The organism is Thioalkalivibrio sp. ALE28 (assembly GCF_000377425.1).
GTDB lineage: Bacteria > Pseudomonadota > Gammaproteobacteria > Ectothiorhodospirales > Ectothiorhodospiraceae > Thioalkalivibrio.
Map to the genome: position 1 here is coordinate 1 of NZ_KB898104.1, position 25,452 is coordinate 25,452.

At 68.0% G+C, this 25,452-nt stretch carries 22 protein-coding genes and 1 pseudogene; 13 read left to right on the top strand and 10 right to left on the bottom strand.

The genetic code is table 11. The features are described 5' to 3' along the window. Window positions 1–115 precede the first annotated feature (115 nt). The 4 genes from D105_RS0111105 to gshA form a co-directional block, all read right to left on the bottom strand. Window positions 116–3,274 (bottom strand): efflux RND transporter permease subunit, encoded by a 3,159-nt coding sequence (locus D105_RS0111105; protein WP_018878452.1) that lies wholly within the window; start codon window positions 3,272–3,274, stop codon window positions 116–118. After that, on the bottom strand, window positions 3,271–4,365 hold the full coding sequence (locus D105_RS0111110; RefSeq protein WP_018877107.1) for an efflux RND transporter periplasmic adaptor subunit: 1,095 nt from the start codon (window positions 4,363–4,365) through the stop codon (window positions 3,271–3,273). The genes D105_RS0111105 and D105_RS0111110 overlap by 4 nt, the downstream gene beginning before the upstream one ends. A 167-nt stretch (window positions 4,366–4,532) precedes the next feature. Next, window positions 4,533–5,549 carry a glutathione S-transferase family protein gene (locus D105_RS0111115; RefSeq protein WP_018878453.1) on the bottom strand — a complete coding sequence of 339 codons (1,017 nt, stop codon included), beginning with the start codon at window positions 5,547–5,549 and terminating at the stop codon, window positions 4,533–4,535. A 438-nt stretch (window positions 5,550–5,987) separates the two neighbouring features. Continuing rightward, entirely contained in the window at window positions 5,988–7,574 is a 1,587-nt protein-coding gene (gshA, locus tag D105_RS0111120; RefSeq protein WP_018878454.1) for a glutamate--cysteine ligase, read from the bottom strand. A gap of 195 nt (window positions 7,575–7,769) precedes the next feature. Between gshA and D105_RS0111125 the strand changes: the two genes are divergently transcribed. From D105_RS0111125 to D105_RS0111170, 11 genes and pseudogenes are all read left to right on the top strand, one after another. After that, entirely contained in the window at window positions 7,770–8,168 is a 399-nt protein-coding gene (locus D105_RS0111125) for a hypothetical protein (protein WP_018878455.1), read from the top strand. Window positions 8,169–8,219: 51 nt separating this feature from the next. Further along, window positions 8,220–9,140: a helix-turn-helix domain-containing protein gene (locus D105_RS0111130; protein ID WP_018878456.1), complete on the top strand. Its 921-nt coding sequence runs from the start codon at window positions 8,220–8,222 to the stop codon at window positions 9,138–9,140. Between the two features lie 113 nt (window positions 9,141–9,253). Then, complete coding sequence (locus D105_RS0111135; protein ID WP_026280474.1) at window positions 9,254–10,342, top strand: methyltransferase domain-containing protein; 1,089 nt, start codon at window positions 9,254–9,256, stop codon at window positions 10,340–10,342. A gap of 20 nt (window positions 10,343–10,362) precedes the next feature. Beyond that, on the top strand, window positions 10,363–10,827 hold the full coding sequence (locus tag D105_RS0111140; protein ID WP_018878458.1) for a DUF302 domain-containing protein: 465 nt from the start codon (window positions 10,363–10,365) through the stop codon (window positions 10,825–10,827). Window positions 10,828–10,864: 37 nt separating this feature from the next. Then, entirely contained in the window at window positions 10,865–11,446 is a 582-nt protein-coding gene (locus D105_RS0111145; protein ID WP_018878459.1) for a hypothetical protein, read from the top strand. Beyond that, window positions 11,443–11,988, top strand: a complete 546-nt coding sequence (locus tag D105_RS0111150; protein WP_026280475.1) for a TlpA disulfide reductase family protein — start codon at window positions 11,443–11,445, stop codon at window positions 11,986–11,988. The genes D105_RS0111145 and D105_RS0111150 overlap by 4 nt, the downstream gene beginning before the upstream one ends. 156 nt (window positions 11,989–12,144) lie before the next feature. Further along, window positions 12,145–13,347, top strand: coding sequence for a glycosyltransferase (locus tag D105_RS0111155; RefSeq protein ID WP_038032924.1), 1,203 nt, complete (start codon window positions 12,145–12,147; stop codon window positions 13,345–13,347). 32 nt (window positions 13,348–13,379) lie between these two features. Continuing rightward, window positions 13,380–13,667 (top strand): annotated as a pseudogene (locus tag D105_RS14815) (diacylglycerol kinase); the annotation flags it as partial. Window positions 13,668–14,111: 444 nt separating this feature from the next. Next, window positions 14,112–14,930: a UDP-2,3-diacylglucosamine diphosphatase gene (locus D105_RS0111160; protein WP_018878462.1), complete on the top strand. Its 819-nt coding sequence runs from the start codon at window positions 14,112–14,114 to the stop codon at window positions 14,928–14,930. Between the two features lie 53 nt (window positions 14,931–14,983). Further along, window positions 14,984–15,403: a hypothetical protein gene (locus D105_RS0111165; protein WP_018878463.1), complete on the top strand. Its 420-nt coding sequence runs from the start codon at window positions 14,984–14,986 to the stop codon at window positions 15,401–15,403. A gap of 96 nt (window positions 15,404–15,499) precedes the next feature. Beyond that, window positions 15,500–17,185 (top strand): alpha/beta-hydrolase family protein, encoded by a 1,686-nt coding sequence (locus D105_RS0111170; RefSeq protein WP_018878464.1) that lies wholly within the window; start codon window positions 15,500–15,502, stop codon window positions 17,183–17,185. A 12-nt stretch (window positions 17,186–17,197) separates the two neighbouring features. On the opposite strand, the gene D105_RS0111175 is transcribed toward D105_RS0111170, so the two are convergent. From D105_RS0111175 to D105_RS0111195, 5 genes are all read right to left on the bottom strand, one after another. Continuing rightward, complete coding sequence (locus D105_RS0111175; protein ID WP_026280476.1) at window positions 17,198–17,614, bottom strand: ABZJ_00895 family protein; 417 nt, start codon at window positions 17,612–17,614, stop codon at window positions 17,198–17,200. 94 nt (window positions 17,615–17,708) lie between these two features. After that, window positions 17,709–18,071: a hypothetical protein gene (locus D105_RS0111180; protein ID WP_026279231.1), complete on the bottom strand. Its 363-nt coding sequence runs from the start codon at window positions 18,069–18,071 to the stop codon at window positions 17,709–17,711. Window positions 18,072–18,114: 43 nt separating this feature from the next. Then, complete coding sequence (locus tag D105_RS0111185) at window positions 18,115–21,303, bottom strand: efflux RND transporter permease subunit (RefSeq protein ID WP_018878467.1); 3,189 nt, start codon at window positions 21,301–21,303, stop codon at window positions 18,115–18,117. Between the two features lie 3 nt (window positions 21,304–21,306). Continuing rightward, entirely contained in the window at window positions 21,307–22,365 is a 1,059-nt protein-coding gene (locus D105_RS0111190) for an efflux RND transporter periplasmic adaptor subunit (protein WP_018878468.1), read from the bottom strand. A gap of 160 nt (window positions 22,366–22,525) precedes the next feature. Beyond that, the gene (locus D105_RS0111195; protein WP_018878469.1) at window positions 22,526–23,614 is read right to left on the bottom strand and encodes a hypothetical protein; all 1,089 of its coding nucleotides are present in this window, start codon (window positions 23,612–23,614) and stop codon (window positions 22,526–22,528) included. A gap of 125 nt (window positions 23,615–23,739) precedes the next feature. Here D105_RS0111195 and D105_RS0111200 point away from each other — a divergent pair, with 125 nt between their 5' ends. Beyond that, on the top strand, window positions 23,740–24,585 hold the full coding sequence (locus D105_RS0111200) for a zinc-dependent peptidase (protein ID WP_018878470.1): 846 nt from the start codon (window positions 23,740–23,742) through the stop codon (window positions 24,583–24,585). After that, window positions 24,582–24,989, top strand: coding sequence for a flagellar basal body-associated protein FliL (gene fliL, locus D105_RS0111205; protein ID WP_018878471.1), 408 nt, complete (start codon window positions 24,582–24,584; stop codon window positions 24,987–24,989). Before D105_RS0111200 ends, fliL begins: the two co-directional genes overlap by 4 nt. Window positions 24,990–25,123: 134 nt before the next feature. Here the strand turns inward: fliL and D105_RS0111210 are convergent, their stop codons facing one another. Beyond that, window positions 25,124–25,420 carry a hypothetical protein gene (locus D105_RS0111210; RefSeq protein WP_018866736.1) on the bottom strand — a complete coding sequence of 99 codons (297 nt, stop codon included), beginning with the start codon at window positions 25,418–25,420 and terminating at the stop codon, window positions 25,124–25,126. Between the last annotated feature and the right edge of the window lie 32 nt (window positions 25,421–25,452).

Genomic DNA, 25,452 nt, shown 5'->3' on the forward strand with positions numbered 1-25,452 from the left:
AAAGAAGTCACTCGGGGCGCGCTGGCGAGTCAGCGCACGGCAGGTTGCGGACCGGAGGCACCGTAAACACGAGCGCCGAACCATGGCCAGCCTCAACAGGGCTGGGGGCTGGCCATCAGGGTTCGGCGCGCGGCGCGGTGGCGGCGCGGACCCCGCGGCGCTCGCCGTCGACATCGTCGATCTCGTCGTCCAGCTCGTGCAAGCGGCGCGTGGTCGCCAGCGGCGACGTCGTACCCCGCGCCACCAGGCGATAGGCCGCCGGAATCACGAACAGCGTAAACAGCGTCGCGAACAGCACACCGGAGAACACCGCCACCCCGATCACGAAGCGCGTCTCCTCGCCCGGCCCGGAGGCCAGGATCAGCGGAATGGAGCCCGCAACCGTGGTCAGCGCCGTCATCAGCACCGGCCGCAGCCGCATGCGCGCGGCCTCGATGATCGCGGCGTCGAAATCACGCCCGCGGTCGCGCAACTGGTTGGCGAATTCGACGATCAGGATGCCGTTCTTCGCCGCCAGGCCGATCAGCATGACCATGCCGATCTGACTGTAGATATTCAGCGTCTGGCCGGTAACGGTCAGGCCGATCAGAGCACCTACCACCGCCAGCGGCACGGTCAGCATGATCACGAACGGGTGCACGAAACTCTCGAACTGCGCCGCCAGCACCAGGAAGACCACCAGCAGGGCCAGCGCGAAGACAAACAGGATCGCCTCTGAGCCGGTGCGCAGATCCAGCGATTCGCCCTTGTAGTCGATGCCCGCCTCGGCCGGCAGGAGCTCGGCAGCCTTCGCGTCCAGCGCGTCCAGCGCCTCGCCGAGGGTCATGCCGTCGCGCAGCCCGGCGGTCAGGGTGACCGCGCGCGAGCGATTGTAGCGTTCCAGCGAGGACGGACCGGCCTGTTCCTCGTAGGTGACCAGACTGGACAGCGGCACCATGGCACCGGAATTGGAGCGCACGTAGAGGTTGTCAATATCGCCCGGCGTGCGGCGCTGATCGGCCAGGCCCTCGATGATCACGTCGTACTCCTCGCCGCGATCGACGAAGGTGGTCACGTCGCGCCCGCCGAGTACGATGTCCAGCGTACGGCCGACATCGCGCATGGACACACCCAGGTCGCCCGCCCGGTCGCGATCCAGGCGCACGTTGAGCTGAGGCTGGGTAGGCTCGTAATCGAGATCCACCCGGGTCAGGCCCTCGATGCCTTCGGCGGCCTCGCGCATGATTTCGCCCCACTCCTCGAGCTGGTCGTAGTCCGGTCCGGAGATCACGAACTGCACCGGCGGTCCGACGCGACCGCGCGAAAGGCCCTGGCGCATGACCACGCGCGCCTCTACCCCGGGCATCTCGTTGATGATGCCGCGGATCTCGTCGATCACCTCCTGACCGGACACGTCACGGTCGTCCCAGTGCTCCAGGATCGCGATCACAAACCCGTTATTCATCAGCTCGGAGCCGCCGAAGCCGCGTGGCGTACGCACCAGGGCGCGGCGGATCGGACCGTCCTCGATCAGCGGCTGGATACGGGCCTCGACCTCGGCCATCTGGCGGCTCATGTACTCGAAGTTCGCCCCCTCGGGTCCGTCGACCAGGACGAAGAAGGACCCGCGATCCTCCTGCGGCGCGAACTCCTCGGGCAATTCGTCGAACAGATACCAGGCCCCGGCCAGCACCGCGGCCAGTAGCGGCACCACCAGCCATGACCCCTTGAGCCCGCTCGCCAGCACGCGGCCGTAACCGGCCTCCAGCGCCGCGAAGCCGCGGCCGATGTAGTGGGCGGCACCGGTCTGGTCATCGCCCTTGTGCATCAGGCGCCCGGAGAGCACCGGCGCCAGGGTCAGCGCCACAATGCTGGAGAAGAAGACCGCGATGGCCATGGCGATCGCGAATTCGGTGAACAGCTGGCCCACCGTGCCGTCGAGGAAGGCCAGGGGCACGAACACCGCGATCAGCACCGAGGTGGTCGCCACGATCGCGAATCCGACCTGGCCTGCACCGCGGTAGGCCGCCAGCAGTCCCGGCTCGCCCCGTTCAATGCGCCGGTGGATGTTCTCCAGCATTACGATCGCGTCGTCCACCACCAGTCCGACCGCCAGCACCAGCGCCAGCAGCGTCAGCAGGTTGACCGAAAACCCGAACAGGCTGATACCGATGAACGCTGCGGTAATCGCGACCGGCACGGTCACCGCCGGGATCAGGGTCGCCCGCCAGCTGCCCAGGAACAGGTAGATCACGAACACGACCGCGGCAGTCGCGACCGCCAGGGTGATGTAGACCTCGCGGATCGCCCCCTCGATGAAGACCGACTCGTCGTAGGTGGTGACCAGCGAGGTGCCCTCCGGCAGGGAGTCCTGCAGGCGGTCCGCCATGGCCTTCACGCCATTGGCGACCTCCAGCACATTGGCGTTGGACTGGCGGATGATGCCGAGCCCGATCATGTCCTCGCCGTTGCCGCGGAACTCGCTGCGCTCGGTATCCGCCCCGATATTGACCTCGGCCACGTCGCCCAGGCGCACCAGCTGCCCACCCTCCCCGCGCTTGAGCACCAGGCCGGCGAAATCTTCGGGGGTGCGGTACTGGCGCTCCACGCGCACGGTGAACTCGCGCTCCAGCGAATCGAGACGCCCCGCCGGCAGTTCCACGTTTTCCTGCTGCAGGGCATCGGCGATGTCGGTGACGGTCAGCTCGCGCGCGGCCAGGGCCTCGCGATCCACCCAGATGCGCATCGCGTAGCTGCGCGCGCCGCCCCGGCGCACCAGCCCGACGCCGTCCACCACCGACAGGCGATCAATCAGGTTGCGCTCGGCATAGTCCGCCAGCTCCAGCGCATCCATGGTGGTGCTGGAGAGGTTCAGCCACAGGATCGGGTTGGCATCGGCGTCCGCCTTGGTCACCTCGGGCGGGTCGACCTCGTCGGGCAGGTCGCCCAGCACGCGACTAACCGCCTCGCGCACGTCGTTCGCGGCGGCGTCGATGTCGCGGCTGAGGTTGAATTCGATGGTGATACGCGAGCGGCCGTCCTCGCTGGAGGACTGGATAAACCGGATCCCCTCGATCCCGGCGATGCGGTCCTCGATCCGCTGTGTGACCTCGCGCTCGATGATCTCGCCGCTGGCCCCGGGGTAGATGGTGTCCACCGTGACCACCGGCGGGTCCACGTCCGGGTATTCGCGCAGTGGCAGGCTGTCGTAGGCGATCAGACCGAAGGTGATCAGCAGCAGATTGAAGACAATCGCCAGCACCGGCCGGCGATTGGCGACATCGGAGATGATCATGCCCCGTCCCCGGCCTCGCCGTTATCCGGCGCACGCGGCGGCAGCACGCGCACCTCGCGGCCGTCGCGCACCCGCGACACGCCCTCGGAGACGACGGTATCCCCCGGCTCCAGGCCCTCCAGCACTTCGGCATGCCCCGGATCGCGTCGCCCGATACGGACGCGCACCCGCTCGACCGTGTCGTCGTCACGCAGCCGGAACACGAAGTGCTGGTCGGCGACCTGGCGGATCGCGCCCTCCGGGACGGCCAGACGCTCGACCGGGTCCAGCGGCAGGCGCATATTCACCAGCATGCCGGGGCGCAGCAGCAGGTCGGGATTCTCGATCAGCGCACGCACGGTGAGGGTGCGGGTCGCCACGTCCAGACGGTTGCTGACAGCCGCGACCTGCCCCGCGAATTCGCCGTTCGCGCTGCGCCCCTGGACATCGAGGCCCAGGTGGATCGCCGAGGTGTGGCGCTCGGGTACCGCGAAGTCGACCTTCACCACCGAGACGTCATCGAGTTCAACGATCGCAGTCCCCGGACTGACCAGGGAACCGGGGCTGACCTGACGCAGGCCCAGACGGCCGGAGAACGGGGCCCGGATGACGCGGTTGGCCACACGCGCCTCCGCGGCCGCCAGGCGTGCTTCCGCCTCGTTCAGCCGCGAACGCTGCTGGTCCACCTGCTGCTGCGTGACCACGCCATCGGCCACGCGGTCGCGCACGCGCTCCAGCTCCCGCCGCGCCTCGTCCACTTGCACACGGATCTCGCGCAGGGCCGCGCGCTCCTCGTCGGCATCAAGACGGACCAGGACATCCCCGGCCTCCACCGTGTCGCCGTCGTCGAACAGGACCTCGACCACGCGCTCGGTGACGCTAGCGGTGACCACCACGGACTCGTTGGCCTGCACCGTGCCCAGGGATTCGACAACGGTCTCGAAGGTGCGCGGGACGACCTCGCTAACGCGCACCGGCGTGCGGTCGTCGCGTTCGGCGGCAGGCGCGTCGCTGGCCACGTCATCCCCCGCTTCCGGGCCAAACGCGTACCAGGCAGCAGCGACGACCGCCACCACCAGGACCAGTCCCAGAAACCCGCCAATCGCCTTCACTTGTCGATGCCCCTACATGAATGCGGCCCGGTCAGGGGACAGTGCGGTGCCCCCTGACCGGGCCAGGGTTGTACGTTCCGTTAGACGCGCTGAATACAGCCGTCCTGGCTTTTTCAGCGACTGCACGGAATCGCTGATAAATCAGTGTTTCCCTAGTGTAACGACCGTCACGTTTCACCGGCGTTCCGCAGCGCGGCCGGCAGATCGCCCAGGGGACGATCGTGCGGCCGGGTGTAGTCGATCACCGGGCCCTTCGGCACGATGCCGCTGGGGTTCAGCATCGGGTGGCTGCCGTAGTAGTGCGCCTTGATGTGATCCATGCGCACGGTCTCGGCCACGCCGGGGCGCTGGTAGAGCATGCGCAGGTAGGCCGACAGCGCCGGGAAGTCGATGATGCGCTGTCTATTGCACTTGAAATGGCTGTAGTAGACCGGATCGAAGCGCACCAGCGTGGTAAACAGCCGCCAGTCGGCCTCGGTGATCCGGTCGCCCACCAGGAACGGCTGGCGTGCCAGGCGCTCCTCCAGCCAGTCGAGGGTCTCGAAGAGACGGTCCCAGGCGGCATCGTAGGCCTTCTGGCTGGTCGCGAACCCGGAGCGGTAGACCCCGTTGTTCACGTTCTCGTAGACGCGCTCGTTGACCGCGTGGATCTCCTCGCGCAGGTCCTCCGGGTAGAAATCCAGCGTATTGCCGGTGATGCCGTCGAAGGCGCTGTTGAACATGCGCACCAGGTCTTCCGACTCGTTGTTCACGATCCGGTCGGTCCGGGTGTCGAACAGCACCGGCACGGTCACGATACCCGTGTATCTCGGATCGGTGCGGGTGTAGAGCTCGTGCATGTAGCGTGAGCCGTGCACCCGGTCACCGGTGCAGCCGTCGCAGTCATCGAAGGACCAGCCGGCATCGCCCATGTAGTGGTGCACGACCGACAACCCGATGTGTGACTCCAGGCCCTTGAGCTTGCGCAGGATCAGCGCGCGATGCGCCCAGGGGCAGGCATAGGAGACGTACAGGTGATAGCGCCCGGACTCGGCCGGGTAGCCGCCCTCGCCCAGGGGACCCGCGGAGCCGTCGGCGGTCACGTAGTTGCGGTACTGCTGGTCCTGGCGCACGAACTCGCCGTTCTCGTCGGACTCCTCTTCCAGCCAGCCTTCGCGCAGTTCGCCGTTGATCAGGAGACTCATGGGGTTCCCTCTGCAGCGGTCCAGCCGCCACGGTTACGGATGATAGGGTCGATTATCCTGTCGATAAAATCGAAAATAAATCGCGTTATTTCCGCCCGATAGTTCGAAAATACCGAACCGACTGAGGGATAGGCCGCTCAGGGAGACGCTGATTTAATCGCACGTCCGCGCTCGAGTCGCTTTTGCGTGCGAACAGGGCGCGGTGACTGCCGTGCAGTCATTCTGCACAAGGGAACCGCAACGCCGTTCCCGCGCCCGTTTTTGATCAACAACGGGCGGCCGAGCCCCTGCTTTCAATGGCTTGTGGGGTTGGTGCCCCCTGTTCCCCGATCCTGCGTTGCGCCGCTTGCGGGTAGAACCACTACCCGCTGCACGACGCGCCTTGTCTCGGAAAACAGGGGGCACCAACGCGGACGTGCGATTAAATCAGCGTCTCCCTCAGGAGGCGCGCAGCGTGCCGTCGAAGTAGCGGGCAAGGAAGGTATCGAAGTCCAGGGTATCGGCCGCCTCGATCGCGGCCTGCTCCGCCAGGCTCTGGCGCGCCAGGGCCTCCAGCGTCTCGGCGCGCGGCAGCGGGCCGTTGAAGCGAAACGCCTCGCGGTGCTGCGCGGACAGGCGGCTGGCGTAGCGGTAGAAGCCCTCCTCGCGCGCCATCATGTCCTCCAGCATGCGCGCCGAGGGCGTGAGGTCGGCCTGCTCGACCTTGCCCCACTGCTCGCTTAGCGCTCTACGGTAGGGGTCGCCCGGCAGTTCCTGGTCGAGGATCGCGGCGACCGGGCGCATCAGGGCCAGCAGTTCGCGCGCCCAGTCCTGCAGCCGTACAGACTCGTCCTGCCGGCGCAGCTCGAGGCCGGGGCGGCGGCCGTAATGCGCCACATCGAGCAGGTTGCGGTCGATCGCGTCGAGTTCGCCGTCCGCCAGCAAAGGACTGGGCTGCAGCAGGCACGTCAGGGCAAACACCTCGAGAAAGCGCAGCTGGGTCTCGTCCACCCCCAGCGGGTGCTGCGCGTTGATGTCCACCGAGCGCAGCTCGACGTACTCGATCCCGCGTGCCTCCAGCGCATCGGTGGGCTTCTCGAAGCGCTCCAGCGGCTGCTTCGGGCGCACGGTGGAGTAGTACTCGTTCTCGATCTGCAGGATGTTGGCGTTCAGCTGGCGGTATTCGCCGTCGACCTTCACGCCGATGCGCTCCCACTCGGGGCTGAGCGTATTGATCGCGCAGCGCAGCGAGTCGACGTAGCCGCCCAGCGAGTTGTAGTCCGCCTTGATGCCGGTGTCCGCCTCCTTGCGGTTGGTGTAGCCGATGTCACCCATGCGCAGGCTGGTGGCATGCGGGAGGTAAGAGGTGTCGTCGTCAAAGTCCTCCAGCACCGCGCCGTGGCCCTCGAGGAAGGAATTGCACACGGCCGGCGAGGCCCCGAACAGATATGGCACCAGCCAGCCGAAGCGCAGCAGGTTGCGGATCATGCCCATCATGCGCTCGTCGCGGAACGCGCGGTCATCCTGCTCGCCCAGCACCCGTGCGAGCGCGGGCCAGAACTCGGGGCGCGGGGAGTAGTTGAAGTGCACCCCGGCGATCACCTGCATCTTGCGTCCGTAGCGGTGCCCCAGCCCGACGCGATAGACGGTCTTCATGCGCCCGGCGTTGGACGTGCCGTACTGCGCGACCGGGATCGCGTTATCGTCGGCGGTCACGCAGGGCATGGAGGTGGACCACAGGGTCTCGTCGCCGACATTGGCCGCGGCGAAGGCCTGCAGGTCGTGCAGGAAACCCAGTGTCTCGCGCACATCGTCGAATGGCGGGGTGACCAGCTCCAGCAGGGCCTCGGAGTAATCCGTCGTGATATTCGGATGGGTCAGCGCCGATCCCAGTGCCGCCGGGTGCGGGGTCAGGGCCGGCGACCCCTGCGGGCCAACGCGCAGGGTCTCCTTCTCCAGGCCAATGCGCCCGTGCAGGCCCGTCCCCGCCAGGCGCTCCGCCAGCTGCGCGACCAGTCCCTGCAGATTGCGTTCGTCGGTTCCCACGGGCGTGCTGTCCTGCTCCAGTCAAACCCGGCGAACATACCCGAATGCGCCTGCGGGGTCACATGCACCGCCGACCGGCACCCGAAAACCGCGCAACGCGGATCAGGAGACGGCTCCCACGCAAGGCGCGGATGACCTTGCCCTGCCGGTCCTATTAAATTAGGTTTTTCTTATACACAAGACATCGGGCGCCGCATGGAACCGGACACACAACGCCGCAGCTGGGACGAAATCCTGGTAGACGCCCTGCGCGCCCCTGCCACCGGGCTGTTCGTGCTCGGACTCGCGATGGGCGCGGGGCTGATGCACTGGGGCGTGGAGCGCTCTCCGACCGAGGGCGCGTTGATGGTCACGCTGCACAATGACAGCGACACGACCATCCGCGCGGTGCACTTCGATTTCGGGCACGACCTGTCCGAATCCAGCATTCGCGAGGGCGAGATCGCGCCCGGCGAGCACCGGCGGGTGGCCCTGAACCACCCGCCCGGGGCTGGTTTCAACGTCGAGATCCGCTACGCCGACGGCCACGTCCAGGCGTTCTGTGCCAATCGCGGCGTGGACGGCTGGGCCCAGGAGGTTCGCGTCTACCGCTGAATCTGGCAGGCGGCACCGGCATGGCCTATACAGGACATGCGGGGTGAGAAAATGCCGCAACCATGGCCGAACATGCTGGAGCACTACGCCCGCGGGAACGGGGGACCGCACCTGCGCGAGACCCGCGCGGCTGCCTCGCCAGCGGTCGCCATGCTGGAGACCCGTCAGCCACCGGGCCTGTTCCACACCCCGGCCTCCGATGACCTGGTCCTGAGCCAGTCGTCCGGGGCCCCATTCCGCTACGTCTGCGATCTCGGCGCCGGGCGCTTCTCGGGACACACCCGCACCCGCGATTTCGTGGCCGTGGCCCCGGGGGCCACGCCCTGGTGCCGGGTCACGGACGCGGCGAGGGTACGGTTTATCGCCATCCCCGCCGACCTGGCCCGCCGTTGCCTGGACCGGCCCGCCGACGACCCGCTGGATTTCGGCCCCGTTCACAACCGCCACCACAGCGACCCGCTGATCGCCCAGGGCCTGGAGTGTCTGTGGCAGGAAATGGGTCGCGAGGACCCCGCCGCACACGTGTTCGTGGACAGCATGATGGCCGCACTGGTGGTGCGCCTGGCCCGCCTGACCAGCCAGGCCGCCCCGGCCGACCGCTGCCGGGGCGGCCTCGCACCGCACCGCTCGGCACAGGTCATCGATTACATGCAGACCCATCTTGACCAGCCGATCCGTCTCGCCGAACTCGCCGCGCTGTGCGACCTCTCCCCCTGGCACTTCGCCCGCGCCTTCCGCGAGACCCACGGCCAGCCGCCCCACCGCTACCTGACCCAGCTGCGTCTGGAGCGGGCGCGCGCCTTGCTGACCGAGTCGCACGCGAGCATCGGCGAAATCGCGACGGCCACCGGCTACACCCCGCAACAACTGGCCCGCCACTTCCGGCAGGCCTTCGGCATGGCACCCGGCGCCTACCGTCATCAGTACGGGGCGCCGCCAATCACCCGCGCGGACGGCCCCGAAACACCCTGACGCACAACCGCAAGATTCGCCCACGCACCGCAAGTCCGTGACCGCGGGGGATCACCGCACGGCCTAGGCTCCGGGTAAAGCCAACCCCCGGCGCCATCGCGGAGGTCACCCGCATGCCGTCCGCCCCGGAATACCCTGCGTCACCACAGGCCGTGGAGGCCTTTGCCGGCCACCTGGTCGAGGTCCTCAATCACGGTGCGCTGTGCCTGATGCTCTCGCTCGGGCACCGGACCGGACTGTTCGATGCCCTGCGCGGGCGCCCCCCGTCGACCTCCGAGGCAATCGCCGCAGCGAGCGGCCTGAACGAACGCTATGTCCGCGAATGGCTCGGCGCGATGGCCACGGCGGGGATCGTCACGGTGGAACCCACCGGGCCACGTTTTGCCCTGCCGCCGGCGCATGCCGCATGCCTCACCCGCGCCGACGCGGCCGACAACCTGGCGGTGTTCGCCCAGTACATCGCCGTGCTGGGCGCCGTGGAGGATGCAATTGCCACCGCATTTCGGACCGGTGACGGCGTGCCCTACGAACGCTACACACGTTTCCACGAAGTCATGGCCGAGGACAGCGGCCAGTCCGTGCTGTCCTCGCTGGAGAGCGACATCCTGCCGCTGGTGCCGGGCCTGACCGATCATCTCGAGCGCGGGATCCGGGTGCTGGATGTCGGCTGCGGCAGCGGGCGCATCATCAACCACCTGGCGGGGCGCTACCCTCGCAGCGAATTCACCGGACTGGATCTCTCGCCACAGGCCATCGCACGCGGCCGCGCCGAGGCAAAGGCGGAGGGGCTAGACAACGTCGTGTTCATCGAGGCCGACGCCGCCGAGATGGAGCACCGACTCGAGGCCCGGGGCTTCGAACTGATCACCACCTTCGACGCCATCCACGACCAGGCCGACCCCCAGGGGGGCCTGCGCGGCATACACCGCGCGCTGGTGCCCGAAGGGATCTACCTGATGCAGGACATCCGCGGTTCCGGCGAGATCCACGGCGATCTCGATCACCCGCTGGGTCCCTTTCTCTACACCGTCTCCTGCATGCACTGCACGCCGGTCTCGCTCGCCCGGGGCGGCCCCGGGCTCGGTGCGATGTGGGGCGAACCGCTAGCCCGCGACTACCTGCAGCGCGCCGGTTTCCGCGACATCCGCGTACACCAGCTGGCCCACGACCTGCAGAACAACTGGTACGTGGCCACCCGATAACAACCCAAGGAGGCATTGCCATGAGCGCACAACACCCGATCACGACCCTGGCACTGGCCATCACCGCCGCCCTTGCGCTGGGTCTGGCCGCCCCGTTGGTGGCGTCCGAGCCCGACGATCACTTCATCATCCGCGACTGCGAACAGTCCCGCGAGGACCTGGCCCGGGCCATTCGCGAGTATGCGGAGAACGAGGAGGACTGGATCTTCCTGGCCGAGTTCGGCCTGGCCGGTGGCGACATCACCGCCCTGAAGGTCTGCTACCTGCCCCTGGGGCCGGACATCCTCGATGCTGGACTGCATGTCGGCGCGATGATGCCCTGCGGCCAGATCGGCCTGTACGAGGAGAACGGCAACACCAAGCTGTCCATGCTGCACCCGAAGTTCATGACCACGCTGCAGCCGCACCCGAGCCTGGAGCGCGCGGCAAAAAACGCCGAACCGGCCTTCGAGGCGCTGCTGGATCATGCGCTCGGCGGTCCGTAGGCGACCCTGTCCCAGAGGGTCGGTTGCCCGCGAGACCATGATCCGCGTACTGGCCCTGCTGGCGCTGGCCACGCCCATGGCGTCGGCCAGCGCCGGGACTGCGGGAGCGGTGCAGGCGCACACGGACGCCACCAGCGGCCTGACCACCTGGACCTGGCAGGGCGAGAACCTCTCGCTGGAACTGGCGCAGCTGCTGCCGGACCAGACCCGCGCGTTCTTCCTGGGGCGAGGCTTCGGTCCCAAAGACGCCGAGGTCATCGCGCGTCACTGCGTCTTTCAGGCCGTGCTGCGCAACCACCACCCCGGGGGGCCCATCGAGGTCGATCTGCACGACTGGAGCAGTCAGGGGCCGGCGGGGAACCGCCGCCCGCGTCCGGACCAGGACTGGCAGGCGGCATGGGCACAACGGGAGATACCGGAAGCGGCGCGCATCGCCTTTCGCTGGGCCCTGTTCCCCGACGAGCACCGTTTCGAACCCGGCGACTGGCTGATGGGCATGATCCTGTTCGACCACCGGCCGGGTACCGTCTTCGACCTGACCCTGCGCTGGCGCGAGGGCGGGGCCATCCACCAGGCGGCCCTTCCGGACCTGCAATGCGCCGGGGACCCACAGGGATGAACGCCATGTACCGCATCGTGGGCGGGCTGATCCTGCTGGCCCTCCTGGCGGGAACCGGCGTGGCCAGTGCCGACACCCTTACCGTCATCGAACCGCGTCCGGACGCGCCATCCCTGCAGCTCGAGGATCTGGACGGCCACGCACACACCCTGCGCGACTATCGCGGCCGGGTCGTAGTGGTGAACTTCTGGGCGACCTGGTGCCCGCCGTGCCGGGACGAGTTGCCCTCCCTGCAGCGGCTGTGGGAGGGACTGGGCCCCGACGGGCTGGTGGTACTCGGGGTGAACGTCGGCGAGGACGCCGATCGCATCTTTTTCTTCACCGCCGACTACCCGGTGGACTTTCCCCTGCTGCTGGATCGCGCGGCCAGCGCGATCGATACCTGGCCGGTGCGCGGCATCCCCACCACCTTCGTAATCGACCCCGAGGGTCGTATCGCCTATCGCGCCATCGGCGCGCGCGAATTCGACCATCCCGGCATTACCTCACGCCTGCGCGAGTTACAAAAGGGGCAAGCCTCCGGGGCCTCCCCAACCGAATAAGGCGGCACCGGGCGGGGTACGTGGTACGTCCCGAAACCCGAAGCGGCGGCCTGCGCGCGCAACCTTTCCGTCGCAATGTCGTCATCACCTCGTCACACCCCCGGTCCAGACTCCGGGACCTGAGTCTCGCCCCAAGGTGCAGCCGTGCACATTCTGATGCTGAGCGACGTGTACTTCCCCCGGATCAACGGGGTCTCCACTTCGCTGGCCAGTTTCCGCGCACAGCTCCGACAACTGGGCCATCGCGTCACGCTGGTGGTGCCGGCCTATCCCGGACTGGGCGCGCACCCCGGCCCCGACCCGCAGGACCCGGACCTGATCCGCATCCCGTCGCGCTACCTGGTAGTGGATCCGGAGGATCGCATCCTGAAGCCTCGCCTCATCCGCCGCTCCCTGCGGGAAGCCGGGATCGAGCGGGCCGACGTGGTCCATGTCCACACCCCCTTCGTGGCCCACTACGCCGGGCTCAAGCTGGCACGCGACTGGCAGGTCCCGGTCATCGAGACCTACCACACCTTCTTCGAAGAGTATCTGCAGCATTACCTGCCGTGGCTGCCCGCCCAATGGCTGCGGGGGCTGGCGCGGCGCATCTCGCGCGCGCAGTGCAACGCGGTCGACCGGGTGATCGCCCCGTCGACCGCGTTGCACCAGGCCCTGCTGGAGTACGGGATCAAGACGCCCATCGTGCGCCTGCCCACCGGGATCGACCCACAGGCCTGGACCGGAGGCGACGGCCACCTGTTCCGGGCGGAGCGGGGCATCGCACCCGGCCGCGAGATGCTGGTACATGTGTCACGCATCGCCTTCGAAAAAAACATCGGCTTTCTGCTGCAGATGCTCCAGCACCTGCGCGAGCGTCGCCCCGGCGTCCTGCTGCTGATCGCGGGCGAGGGACCGGCCCGGGCTGCCTTGCAGCGCCAGGCCGCGCAGATGGGCCTGGAGGACAACCTGCACTGGTGCGGGTATCTGGACCGCGAGACATCGCTCGTCGACTGCTACCGCGCCGGGCATGCATTCGTGTTTGCCTCCGCAACCGAGACGCAGGGTCTGGTCCTGCTGGAGGCCATGGCCTGCGGGCTGCCCGTGGTCTCCACGGCGCGCCTGGGCACGCTCGACATCCTCACCGACGCATCCGGTGCCGAAGTCGCTCCCGAGGAGCCCGCGGTGTTTGCCGAGCGGGTCGCCCGCGTCCTCGATGATCCCGAACGCCAGCGCGCCATGCGCGCAGCCCACGCCGCATGGGCGCGGGAATGGAGCGAGCGGCGTATGGCCGAACAATTGCTGACCGTGTATCAGGATCTGCTGAGCCCGGCCGACGCGCTCGGCACCCCGCATACCGCGGCCGACCGTCCTCGCTGACGGCCCTTCCCACTCCAGCGGACCAAGCGACCATGGCCAACGGCGGCGCTACCGGCATCACCCGCATCCTGCGGGCCTTTGGGTACTCCTGGAAAGGCCTGCGCGCCACCTTTCGCCACGAGGAGGCCTTTCGTCAGGAACTGATCCTGGTGGTCATCCTGGCGCCACTCTCGCTGGTGGTTGGCAATACCGGAGTGGAACGCGCGTTGCTGCTCGGCAGCCTGTTCCTGATCCTGATTATCGAGGTACTGAACTCGGGCATCGAGGCCACCGTGGATCGGTTCGGGCCGGAACGCCACAAGCTGGCCGCGCGTGCCAAGGGAGACGCTGATTTAATCGCACGTCCGCGCTCGAGTCGCTTTTGCGTGCGAACAAGGCGCGGTGACCGCCGTGCAGTCATTCTGCACAAGGGAACCGCAACGCCGTTCCCACGCAAAAGCGGCCGAGCCCCTGCTTTCAATGGATTGTGGGGTTGGTGCCCCCTGTTCCCCGATCCTGCGTTGCGCCGCTTGCGGGTAGAACCACTACCCGCTGCACGACACGCCTTGTCTCGGGAAACAGGGGGCACCAACGCGGACGTGCGATTAAATCAGCGTCTCCCTTGGACATGGGATCGGCCGCCGTGCTGCTGGGCCTTGCCAACGCGACCCTCGTCTGGCTGCTGATCCTCTGGCCCTAGGGCATAACGCAATCGTCACCACGCCGCCACGGCCGCGTCACGCGGGCGCGTGATACTCGCAAAAACCACGAGCGGGAGCCCCGCAATGGCCACCCTGGATTGCCGCAGCCTGTTCCTGTCCGACCTGCACCTGGGCACCCGGGAGTGCCGCGCGGACTACCTGCTGGACCTGCTGCGCCAGGTCAATTGCGATCGTCTGGTACTGGTCGGCGATGTATTCGACATCTGGGCCATGCGCCGGCGCATCTTCTGGGACGCGACCCAGGCGGCGGTGGTCGAGCAGGTCCTGTCGCTGGCCCTGCACGGGGTCGAGGTCATCTACATCCCCGGCAACCACGACGAGCTGGTGCGCGGCTTCGTCGGTTCGGAGATCCGCGGCGTGCGCATCGAACGCGAACTGGTGCACTGGACCGCCGATGGCCGGCGCTTCCGCGTAACCCATGGCGACGAGTTCGACGGGCTCGTACGCCACAGTCGCCTGGTACACGCCCTGGGCGATCTTGGCTACAACCTGCTGCTGCGCGGCAGCCGCTACCTGAACACCATCCGACGCCGCCTCGGGCATCCGTACTGGTCTCTGTCGGCCTGGCTCAAGACCCGCGTGAGCGGGGCGGCGCGGGAATACATCCAGCGTTTCGAGCATGCCGCCGTCACCGCCGCGCGCAAGGGCGGCTTCGATGGCTGCATCTGCGGCCATATCCACAAGCCGAACGTCCAGGCGTTCGGCGACATCCTCTACTGCAACGACGGTGACTGGGTCGAGCACTGCACGGCCCTGGTGGAAGATCGCTCAGGCCACCTCAGCCTGCTGCACTGGTCGGACCATGGCTCGATGCAACAGGCCGAGTCCGGGGCAACCGCGACCGAGGCCTTCGATCTCGAGTCCATACTGACCCGGCGATAACCGCGCGCTAATCCTGTCACCCCGGCGTCATGGCGCTGTAGTACCGTGGTCACATGAACGAATCGCGATCGCGCCACTGGGCCGGGGCCGGCGCCGACCTGCTCCTGCTGCTGCAATCCATCCATGACACCGAGCAGGCCCGCCGCCTGGCGCGGGTGGCCGGCTGGGTCCTGGTCTTCGCCGGGGTCGTCGTGGTGATGCTGGGCGTGCTGGTGCAGCACATGCCCACGATGCTCGAAGGCACACTCGTGGCATTGCTGGCGCTGGTCGGCGGCTGGCTGCGCAGCCGCCTCGCCGCCACCCTGCTGATGCTGCTGATGGCCCTGGGGCTGGCCACCGGCCTCGCACTGGGCGCCGCCACCGGCGGGCTCCTGCTGCAGGTCGCGCTGTTCGGCGTGGCCCTGCGCATGGTCGAGGGCTGCTTCCGCTTTCGCCACGCCGACGCTGGCAGCCCGGGCGACAACGCCCAGTAGGTTCCAAAGCAGGCCGGCGCTCACGGTGGAGACTTGAACCCGCCCGAGCGGGCGAACAGGATAAGCCCTTCTGTTCATCAAGGAAGTGCTCACGCGATGTCCATCGTCGCCCGCCTGCAAACCCGCCTGCGGCGCTTCATCTGGCCCGGCTGGGCCACCCGTATCCTCGGGACCCTGTCGATCCCGGGGCTGATCCTGGCCACGCTGTTCTTTGCCGCGTCGCTGACCCCCAGCCTGATCCCGCGTACCGACGACGTACAGGGCATCCTGTCCGGACTGTCGCTGGCGGCCGGCTACGGGCTGGGCGTGTTCTTCCACTGGCTGTGGTCCTATCTGGAGCTGCCGGAATTCGGCGAGCGCACGCACAACACCCTGGTGGTCATCGCTGGGGGCGGCGCCGTGCTGATCGTGCTGATCTTCCTGTGGCAGGCCACCGAGTGGCAGAACAGCATCCGCGCCCTGATGGAGCAGGAGCCGGTAGACGGCGGCTTCCCGATCCGACTCGGGCTGATCGCGGCGGCGGTGTTTGCCGCCACCCTGGCGGTCGGACGGCTGTTTCAGCTGCTGGTGCGCTTTCTCGCCCGCCATCTGCGCCGTTTCATCCCGCGCCGGCTGTCGAACGTGATCGGTGTGCTGGTCGCCGCCGGGGTGTTCTGGGCGGTCATTGACGGTGTGATTCTGGAATACGGCCTGCGCACCGCGGACCGCAGCTTCCAGCAGTTCGACGTGCGCGAATACCCAGGGGTCGAACAACCGACGGCGACGTTCCGTACGGGCAGCCCGGCCTCGCTGGTCAGCTGGGAGCAAGGGCTCGGGCGCCAGGGACAGCGCTTCGTCGGACAGGCACCGGATGCCGGCACGATCCGCGATTTCGCTGCGGGCGAGGCCCTGGACCCGATCCGCGTCTACGTAGGCCTGAATGCCGCCGAGACCATCGAAGAACGCGCGCGTCTGGCCCTGCAGGAGATGTTGCGGGTCAATGCCTTCGACCGTTCGGTGCTGGTGCTGGCCACCCCCACCGGGCGCGGCTGGGTGGACAACCGCGCGATCCAGCCGGTCGAGTATCTGCACGGCGGCGATGTCGCAACCGTGGCCGTGCAGTACTCCTACCTGCCCAGCTGGCTGTCGCTGATGGCCGAGTCGCAGTACGGCCACGAGACGGCCCAGGCGGTGTTCGCGGAGATCTACGGCTACTGGAAGCAGCTGCCGGCGGACGCCCGCCCGGAGCTGTACCTCTACGGCCTGAGCCTGGGCGCGCTGAACTCCGAGCGCGCCGCGGATCTGTACGACGTGATCGGCGATCCGTTCTCCGGCGCGCTGTGGGCCGGCCCGCCGTTTCGTAGCGAGACCTGGCGCGACATCACGCGCCAGCGCCAGCCGGACTCCCCGGCCTGGCTGCCGCGCTTTCGCGACAGCTCGGTGGTGCGCTTCACCAACCAGGAGAACCACCTGGATCTCCCCGGCGCCGAATGGGGCCCGATGCGCATCGTCTACCTGCAGTACGCCAGCGACCCGGTCACGTTCTTCGAGCCCCAGGCGCTGTACCGCAAGCCCGAGTGGATGCAGCACCCCCGCGGCCCGGACGTGTCAGCGGACCTGACGTGGTACCCGGTGGTCACCATGCTGCAACTGGCGGTAGACGTTACCATCGGCGATGCTGCCCCGCGCGGCTACGGCCATGTCTACGCCACCGAGCACTACATCGACGCCTGGCATGCGGTCACGGCCGCGGACTGGCCAGAGGAGCGCCTCGAGTGGCTCAAGCGCCACCTGGGCGACTGACCGGCCGTAGGGCTATCCCGCGGTTTCTCCCCCGACCAAACCGCGCTTGCGCAGGTGGCGTCCGGTGAGATTGACCATCGCCACCACAAAGCCGGCATATAACAACGCGACAACGCCCAGGACCGCGAGCATGAAACTGTCCAGTACTGTGCCGTCGGCCCACAGCACCAGGAAGGCCAGGGAAAGCTGCGTACCGAGGAGCACAGCGACCATGACGGCAATCACCCGCCACTTCTCGGCGCGCGACAGATAGCGGCCGTTCCTGCGTCCGAAGGCCTCGCAGGGCCACGCCACCGCCAGGCCCAGAATCCCCATTCCGATCGTTGTACCGAACTGCTCGAGATGGAAATGGGCGATTGCGAACATCGCGACGATCGTCAGCGAGAAATAGAGCAGTACGAAACGTAACAGCAGGTTCTTGATGGACATCGCCTCCCCTCCATGGGACGTCTGAAAGCCGCACTCCCTTGTGCGGCCAGGGTGCATGTCGGAGTCCTCCAACATGCACCATCACGGCATGCGGCTATTCCTCGGAAAACGAGGCGCCTTCGATGATCACGGGATAGGTGTAGCCGGCCCCGAAGTCACGATCCAGGATCAGCGTTCCGGTGACCGAAACGCGGTCGCCCACCTCGGGCAGCTCGGTGGAGGTGATGGTGATGTAATCACCCTCGCTTCCCGTGCCGTCCACGAAGTGGATGAAGTTGCGGCCCATGATGTCCTCGTTCACCCGCCCGACGATGCCCTCCAGGCGCACTTCTTCGCCCTCGAGCTCCGCCGGCGCCTGACTCAGCTGCTCGACCGTATGCAGTTCGTCGGCCTGCGCGGGTACCCCTCCCGCCAGCATCGCCAACAGCACTGCGCCACTTCCGATTACGCGTCTCATCCCGTTCTCCTCGTCGTTCGTGATGTTCCGGATGCCGGGCATCCTAACTGATCGCCCCCATATCCGAGGGCTCACGTGACCGGGTTGTCAGCGTTCCCTTTACGCGCTCCGCGGCGCGGTTCACCACCAGGTACAGGCAGGGCACCACCAGCAGCGTCAGGATCATCCCGGCGATCAGGCCGCCGACCACGGTCAGCGCCAGCGGGCGCATGATCTCCGCACCCTCACCGAGGCCGATGGCCAGCGGCAACATGCCGAGCACCGTGGTCAGGGTGGTCATCAGGATCGGACGCAGGCGCAGTGCACCCGCCTCCACCACCGCGCGCGCCGGGCTCAGGCCGCGTCGTCGACGGCCCTGTTCGATGTACTCGACGAGCAGGATCGCGTTGTTCACCACCACCCCGATCAGCAGGATCGCGCCGATCATCACCGGCGCGGAGACCGGCGTGTTCGTGGCCCACAGGATCGCGACCACGCCAATCAGCGACAGCGGGGCCGCCGCCACGATCACCAGCGGATTGGCCAGGCGCTCGTATTGAACCGCCAGCACCACCAGGACCAGGAAGATCGCCAGCGCAACCACGGTGGCCATCTCGCGCTGCGTCTCCTGGATGGTCTCCCACTCGCCCCCGATCAGCAGGCTGTAGTGCTCGGGTACCTCCACCTCGGCCAGACGCTGTTCGACCTCGGCCATCACCGAACCGACGTCGCTGACCTCGGTATTGATATCGCCGTTCACCCGCACCACCCGGCTCTGATTCTCGCGCTCGATATGGGCGGGCCCCTCGCCGATCTCGAACTCGGCCACGTCGGCCAGCCGTACGGGATCGCCGTTATCACGGAACAGGATCATCCGTCCCAGTGTGGCCGTGTCCTGTACATCCTCGCGCGGCAGGCGGACGCGCAAGTCGTATTCGCGGTCATCGCGTACATACTGGGTCGGTACCGCACCCTCCACCGCATCGCGGATCGCCTGACCGACCGTGCCCACCTGCAGGCCCAGCGCGGCCGCGCGCTCGCGATCCACGTGTACGCGCAGAATCGGGCTCTGGTCCTCGCGCCCGACCTCGACGCCCTCAAGGCCCGGGATGCCCTCCAGGCGCCCCGCGATCTCGCGGGCGATGGTACGCATCTCGGTCAGATCCGCCCCCACCACGCCGATCGACAGGTCGTCGCCAGTCACGCTGAACTGCAACCCGTCGATACGCGGCGGGCGCACGGTAATCCGTGCCCCGGGCAGGTCCAGTTCGTCCATCGCCGCCTGTGCCTCGGCCACCCATTGCCCGGCGGTCATTTCACGCTGTCCGGCCGGGGTGAGCTGCACCGTGAGATTGGACGTCCCCGGGCGCTCGTTGACCACGCCACCCCCCAGATGCCCGCCGACCATGGCGAACACGCTCTCGACATGCGGCAGCTCCTCGAGTGCGGCCTCGATGTCGCGGGCGGCGGCATCGGTCTCGTGCGGCGGTGTGCCCGGCGGCAGGACCATGCGCACGCTGACCTGACCATCGTCCACCTGCGGCAGGAACTCGGTACCCAGCTCGCCGCCCACCTGGATGGCGCCGACCAGCAGGACCCCGGCGGCGCCCAGCACCACCCAGCGCGCGCGCAGCACCTTCGGCAGCAGACGCCGGTAACGTCGGCGCAGGCCCTGCACCCCGCGGTCGAAGCCGCGCAGCAGCCAGGTCCGGTCCAGCCCGCTCTCCCAGCGGATGCGCGCGAGCAGGGCCGCCAGCATCGGCACCAGCGTGATCGCTGCGGCCAGTGTGGCGATGATCGCGAACGACAGCGTCAGGATCAGCTCGCGGAAGATCAGCGCGCCGATACCCGTAATCAGCAGGAACGGGAGCACCGCGGCCAGGTTGGTCAGCGTGCCGGCGGTGACCGCCGACACGACCTCGCCCGCCCCGTCATGGGCAGCCTCCTCCGGCGATTTCCCGAGCTTGTCACGATGGCGGTAGATGTTCTCCAGCATCACGATCGCGTTGTCGAGCAGCAGCCCCACGCCCAGCGCGAGCCCGCCCAGGCTGATGATGTTCAGGGTCAATCCGCCCAGCCCCATCATCGCGAAGGTCGCCATCAGCGCGATCGGGATCGACAGCCCGATGATGAAGCTTTTGCGCAGACTGCCGAGGAACAGGAACACCGCCAGCATCGCCAGCACGCCACCGAGGACTGCAGCGGTGCCCACGGAGGACACCGCGCCACGGATAAACGGGGCCGAGTCGCTGACCACCTCCCACTGGATGTCCTCGGGGATAAACCCGGAACGCTCCAGCCGCTGGAGCGTCCCGCGCACGGCATCCACCGATTCGACGGTATTGGCCTCCGGCAGCTTGAACACCGACACGCGCGCGGCCGGGGTGCCATCCAAGCGGATGAACAGGCGCTGCTCGCGGTGGCCGTCGCGCACCTCGGCCAGCTCGCCCAGGCGCACATGCGCCGACTGCGGCCCCGGCAGCGGGATCAGCACGTTGCGCACATCCGCCTCGGAAGTGAACAGGCCCTCGGTCTTGGCCATCACATCAAAGGTGTCGGAGGTCACCCAGCCACCGGCCACCTCACGGTTCTCGTCCGCCAGCTTCTCGCTGATCGCGGCCAGCGACAGGCCGTAGCCGCGCACCCGTTCCTGGTCGAGGATCACCTCCAGCTCGCGCTGCTGGCCGCCGGAGGCCTCCACCGAGGAGATCCCGTGGATGGCGATCAACTGCGGGGCCAGCTCGTGCTCCACCCAGTCACGCACCGCGGTCTCGGAACGCACGGTGGAGGAGAAGCCGGCCTCCCAGATCGGGTCCTGCGACGGGTCGAACTTGTACAGGCGCAGGGATTCGAAATCGTCCGGCAGCTGGGTGCGCGCCAGCTCCAGGTGACGCGCCGCATCCTGCAACGCCAGATCCAGGTTGGTCCCGTACTCGAACAGCAGGTTGACGTTGGTGCGCCCCTCGGAGGCACGGCTGTAGATGCGCGTCAGGTTCTCGGTCGCCGCAAGATTGCGCTCCAGCACTCGTGTGACCTGCTCCTCCATGACCTCCGGCGCGGTGCCCGGGTGGTTCACCGTGACCCGGATGTGCGGGTACTCGACATGCGGCAGCAGGTCCACCGGCAGGCGGTCGACAAAGAACATGCCCAGCACGATCACCACCGAGGCCAGCGCCATGATGGCGACCGGCCGGCGGATGGAGAAGCTGGTCACCCGCCCGTGTGGGCGCTGGGAGTCCCCCGCATCGGCCATGCCCTAGCCCCGCCAGCCGACAATGCGCACGCGCTGACCCTCGCGCATGTCGATCGGATTGGTCGCCAGCACGATCTCGCCTTCCTCCAGACCCTCGGTAATCTCGGTCCAGGGGCCCCGGGTCACACCGGTCTCGACCGTGCGCCGTTCCAGCTGTTCATCCACCACCACGTACACATAGCGCGCGTCATCGTCCTCTCCGATCGCGGCGGCCGGGACCGCCAGCGCGTTCGGGCGCTCATCAACGGTCATGCGGATGCGTGCGAGGTTACCCGGACGCACGCCGTTGTCGGCGGCCTCGGCCGGCAGCGCGATCTCCACCGTCACCTGCTGGGAATCCGGCGAGGCCGCCGGGAAGATGCGACGAATCTCGGCGACGTAGTCAGTATCAGGAAAGGCATCCAGCCGAATGGGCACGTCCTGGCCCACGACCAGGTCGCGCACGTCCAGCTCGGACACCCCGGGTCGCAGCACCAGCGTAGTAATATCGACCAGCTCCAGCAGCGCATCGCGCGCCGCGACGGCCTCTCCAGGCTCCACCATCCGCTCGGTAATCACGCCGTCGCGGCCGGCAGCAAGCGCCCCGTAGTCGACCCGCGCCTGCCACAGGGCCTGCTCGCTCTCGGCCGAACGCAGCGCGGCGCGGGCCCGTTCGTAGCTGGCGCGGCTGGCAATCCCCTCGTCCCGCAACTCGGCGCTGCGGGCGTACTCCAGCCGCGCCTCCTCGGCGTGCGCCACGGCACGCGCCAGCTCCGCGCGCTCCTCGGCCACGTCCAGCTCGACCAGGATATCGCCCTGCCCGACGCGGTCGCCTTCCTCGACATGGACCGCCTTGACCACGCCATCCGCACGAGCCGCCAGGCGCACCCGCGCCCGCGGCTCGACCCGTGCGGAAAGCCGCAGTTCGCGCGAGAGGTCCCGCGGCTGCATCTCCACCGCCGCGATCGGGGTCGCCGCCTCGCCAGCGGGCTCGTCAGCCGCTTCGGAAGACTCGCCCCCACAGCCGGCCAGTCCCACGGCCAGGATCATGAGCAGGGACAGGCGGCCACCCCCCCGCGACATGCAGGTGGCGGGCAGCGGAGGCTTCAGGGGCGGTCGGTTCGACCGCCGCCAACACAAGAGGGTCTCGAATCGCATGCGCCGGGTCGCTCGCGGGGAGTGGACGAAAGCACAGAGTAGCCGTTATACAACCCTCGACGCAGGAACGAGCCTCCGCGTTCCGTCAGGCCGTCAGATCGATCTGCTGCACGCTGCCGCTGCGGCCATCCTCGGCCACCCAGACGCCGGTCGACTGCACCTGGCCCAGCAGGCTGTTGTCACCCCCATGGCGCAGGTCAAAGGGGGTACTGACATGTCCGAGGTAGATCGCCCCCACCCCCACCTCGCCCAGGGCCAGCAACTGATCGCGGCCCTGGGCGTCGCGGGTCCAGACGCGCAGGCGGTCATAGACCGGGTCCGCCGCATCGATCCAGCCATTGCCGTCGTGATCGAAGCGGCGCAGTTCGGCGAAGCCGTCCCCGGTCAGCGGCCCGAACAGCTCGGAGCCATCATCAACCTGCCCGCTGCCCGATCGGTCGAGGGCCAGAAAACCGCTTCCGGGCTGCAGGAAGGCCACCTGCTGCGGGGAGCCATCGGCGTCCAGGTCGAATTCGAAACGGGTATCGGTCAATGCCGCCGCCGGGGCATCGAAATTGATCACCAGCGGGTCATGCAGTTCGCCATCGACACCGCCCTGAATACGGGTGTGCTCGACGAACTCGCGACTCATGGTCAGGGCAATGTCGATCTCGATGGTCTTGCCGTCGGCCGTCTGCACCCGCCCCTGGGCCTGGAAGGCCGTGCGCTCGATCTCCACCCGGGTCTGCTCCACCGACCAGGCCACGGCAAGGCCGCCCGGCGCACGCGGGGCGCCCGGGGGCCGGGCTGCGGGCGGTTCGAGGAATGCCGGCGGGTTCGCATCCGCGTTCGCGTCGGGCCGGAGGTCCGCCGGGTCCACGACGCGGATCTCGCGCCCGGTAAAACGTTCCAGGATCAGCCGGAGCAGTTCGGTGCGCAGCTGGTCCACAGACGTCAGCTCACTGTCCGCCGGGGCCACGCCCACGAAGGGCGCGCGCAGGGCCGCAACGGAGGCCGGGGCCGGCCGTTCGCCCCGGTCCGGGCTCACAAGTCCAGGCAGCCCGGCGCCCTGGCGGGGCTCCGCCGGGGGCGCGGCCCCGCCCCCTTCGCGCACCGTCAGGCGCACCTCGCGCCGGGTAGCCTCCAGCGCCAGGCGCTGGCTCGAGAACTGCATGGAATAATCGGCAATATGCATGGATGTTCCTCAACGGGACGGATTCCCGAGAGGGTTAACGGCCGCACAGCGGCAATCCTTAACCGCCACCGGCAAGCCTTTGCCGCAGGCGGACGCGACACGGCCAAACATGCGACGATCGGGCGATGAACTCGACACCGCAATTCCCGCTGCGAGGCCTGTTCCGCCGCCTGCTGGGACCGTTCGCCGGACTGGAACCAGAGGCGGTCCCCCTCGACAACGACGAGTGGGAGGCCATGCGCCAGCGGGTGCCGTTCATCGCCCGCCTCACACCGGAGGAACGCGCCCGGCTGCGCGAACTGATCGGGCAGATCCTCGCGCAGAAGGAATTCATCGGGATCGCCGCGGAACCCGAGCCGTGGCAGTGCCAGGTGATCGCGGCCTACGCGGCACTCCCGATCCTGGAGCTGGGCCTGGCGCCGTACCGGGACTGGCGCACGCTGATCCTCTATCCGGATACTTTCGTGCCGGAACACGAGTGGGTAGACGAGGCGGGCATCGTGCATCAGGGCGCGATGCCCCAGTCCGGCGAGGCCTGGGAGCGCGGGCCGGTGATCCTGTCGTGGAATGACGTCGAACGCGACGGCGCCGTGGTCGTCCACGAGATGACCCATGTGCTGGACGCCGGCAACGGCGAGGTCAACGGCTTCCCCCCGCTCCCCCGCGGACAGTCCACACGCGCCTGGACCGAGGATTTCTCCCGCGCCTTCGACCGCTTCGTGGAGACTGTCGAGGCGGTGGAGGCCGGCACGGTCGACGAGTCGGCTCTGCCGCTGGACCCGTACGCGGCCACGGCCCCGGAGGAGTTCCTGGCGGTCGCGGTGGAGTCCTTCTTCTTCGAACCCGCGCGGCTGCGCGAGCGGCTGCCCGCCATCTATGATCACCTGGTGGCATACTTCGGTCAGGAGCCGCATCGACGCGGCGACTGGATCGCCTCCAGCACGCAAACCGCCCCGGAGCACGCACCATGACCTCGAGCCCCCTTCGTTTCCTGCCCCCGACCCTGTCGGGGCTTCTCCTGCTGTTGCTTGCCCCCCTGGCCCTCGCCGTGGACGATCTGGACAGCCACTACGTGACCCTGGAACCCGTGGTCGTGAACATGGAGGCCGCCGATCGCGGACGCTACCTGCAGGCCTCCATCCAGCTGGAGGGCCACAATCTGGAAGATGCCCGGGCCATCCGCGAACACATCCCCGCCGTGCGCGACCGCCTGATCCACATCCTCGGTGGCCGCAGCCCCGACAGCCTGACCGGCAGCGGCGCCCGCGAGGATCTGCGCAACCAGGCCACGCACGAGCTGAACGAATTGCTCGAAGAGATCACCGGCTCCCCGCGGATCGCCGCACTGTATTTCTCGGATTTCATCCGCCAGTAGTAGCCCCGGAAGGTCCGGACGGATACCCCGAACGAAAAGACCCCGGCAGTCGGGACCGCCGGGGTCGGCAAGCGGGACGCCGCATCCGGAGTCCCGGGCCCCGTTGGGGGCCCAAGCCATTCAGAAAACGCTGATCAGTGGGGCCGGTGCAGCAGCGGCATCTCGCCGCGCTCCATCATGTGACGGATCAGCGTAGCCCGGCCCGGCTCCTCCTGCTCCAGTTCCTCGGCGCACTGCGAGGGCTCGTGCGCGGCCTCGGCCAGCATCACCTCCAGTTCGCGCAGATCCACCTTCGGCTCCTGCAGGTCTTCCGGCTTCGGGTTCTCCAGCATGTGGGTCTCCCAGAACATGCGCGGGTGCCAGCAATGCAGCTTTGCATCCGGGTGGTGAAAGAGCTCGACACAGCGACGATTCAGTTCCTGCGCATTCATGGGGTCACTCCTCGTTCCGGTGCATTCCCCTC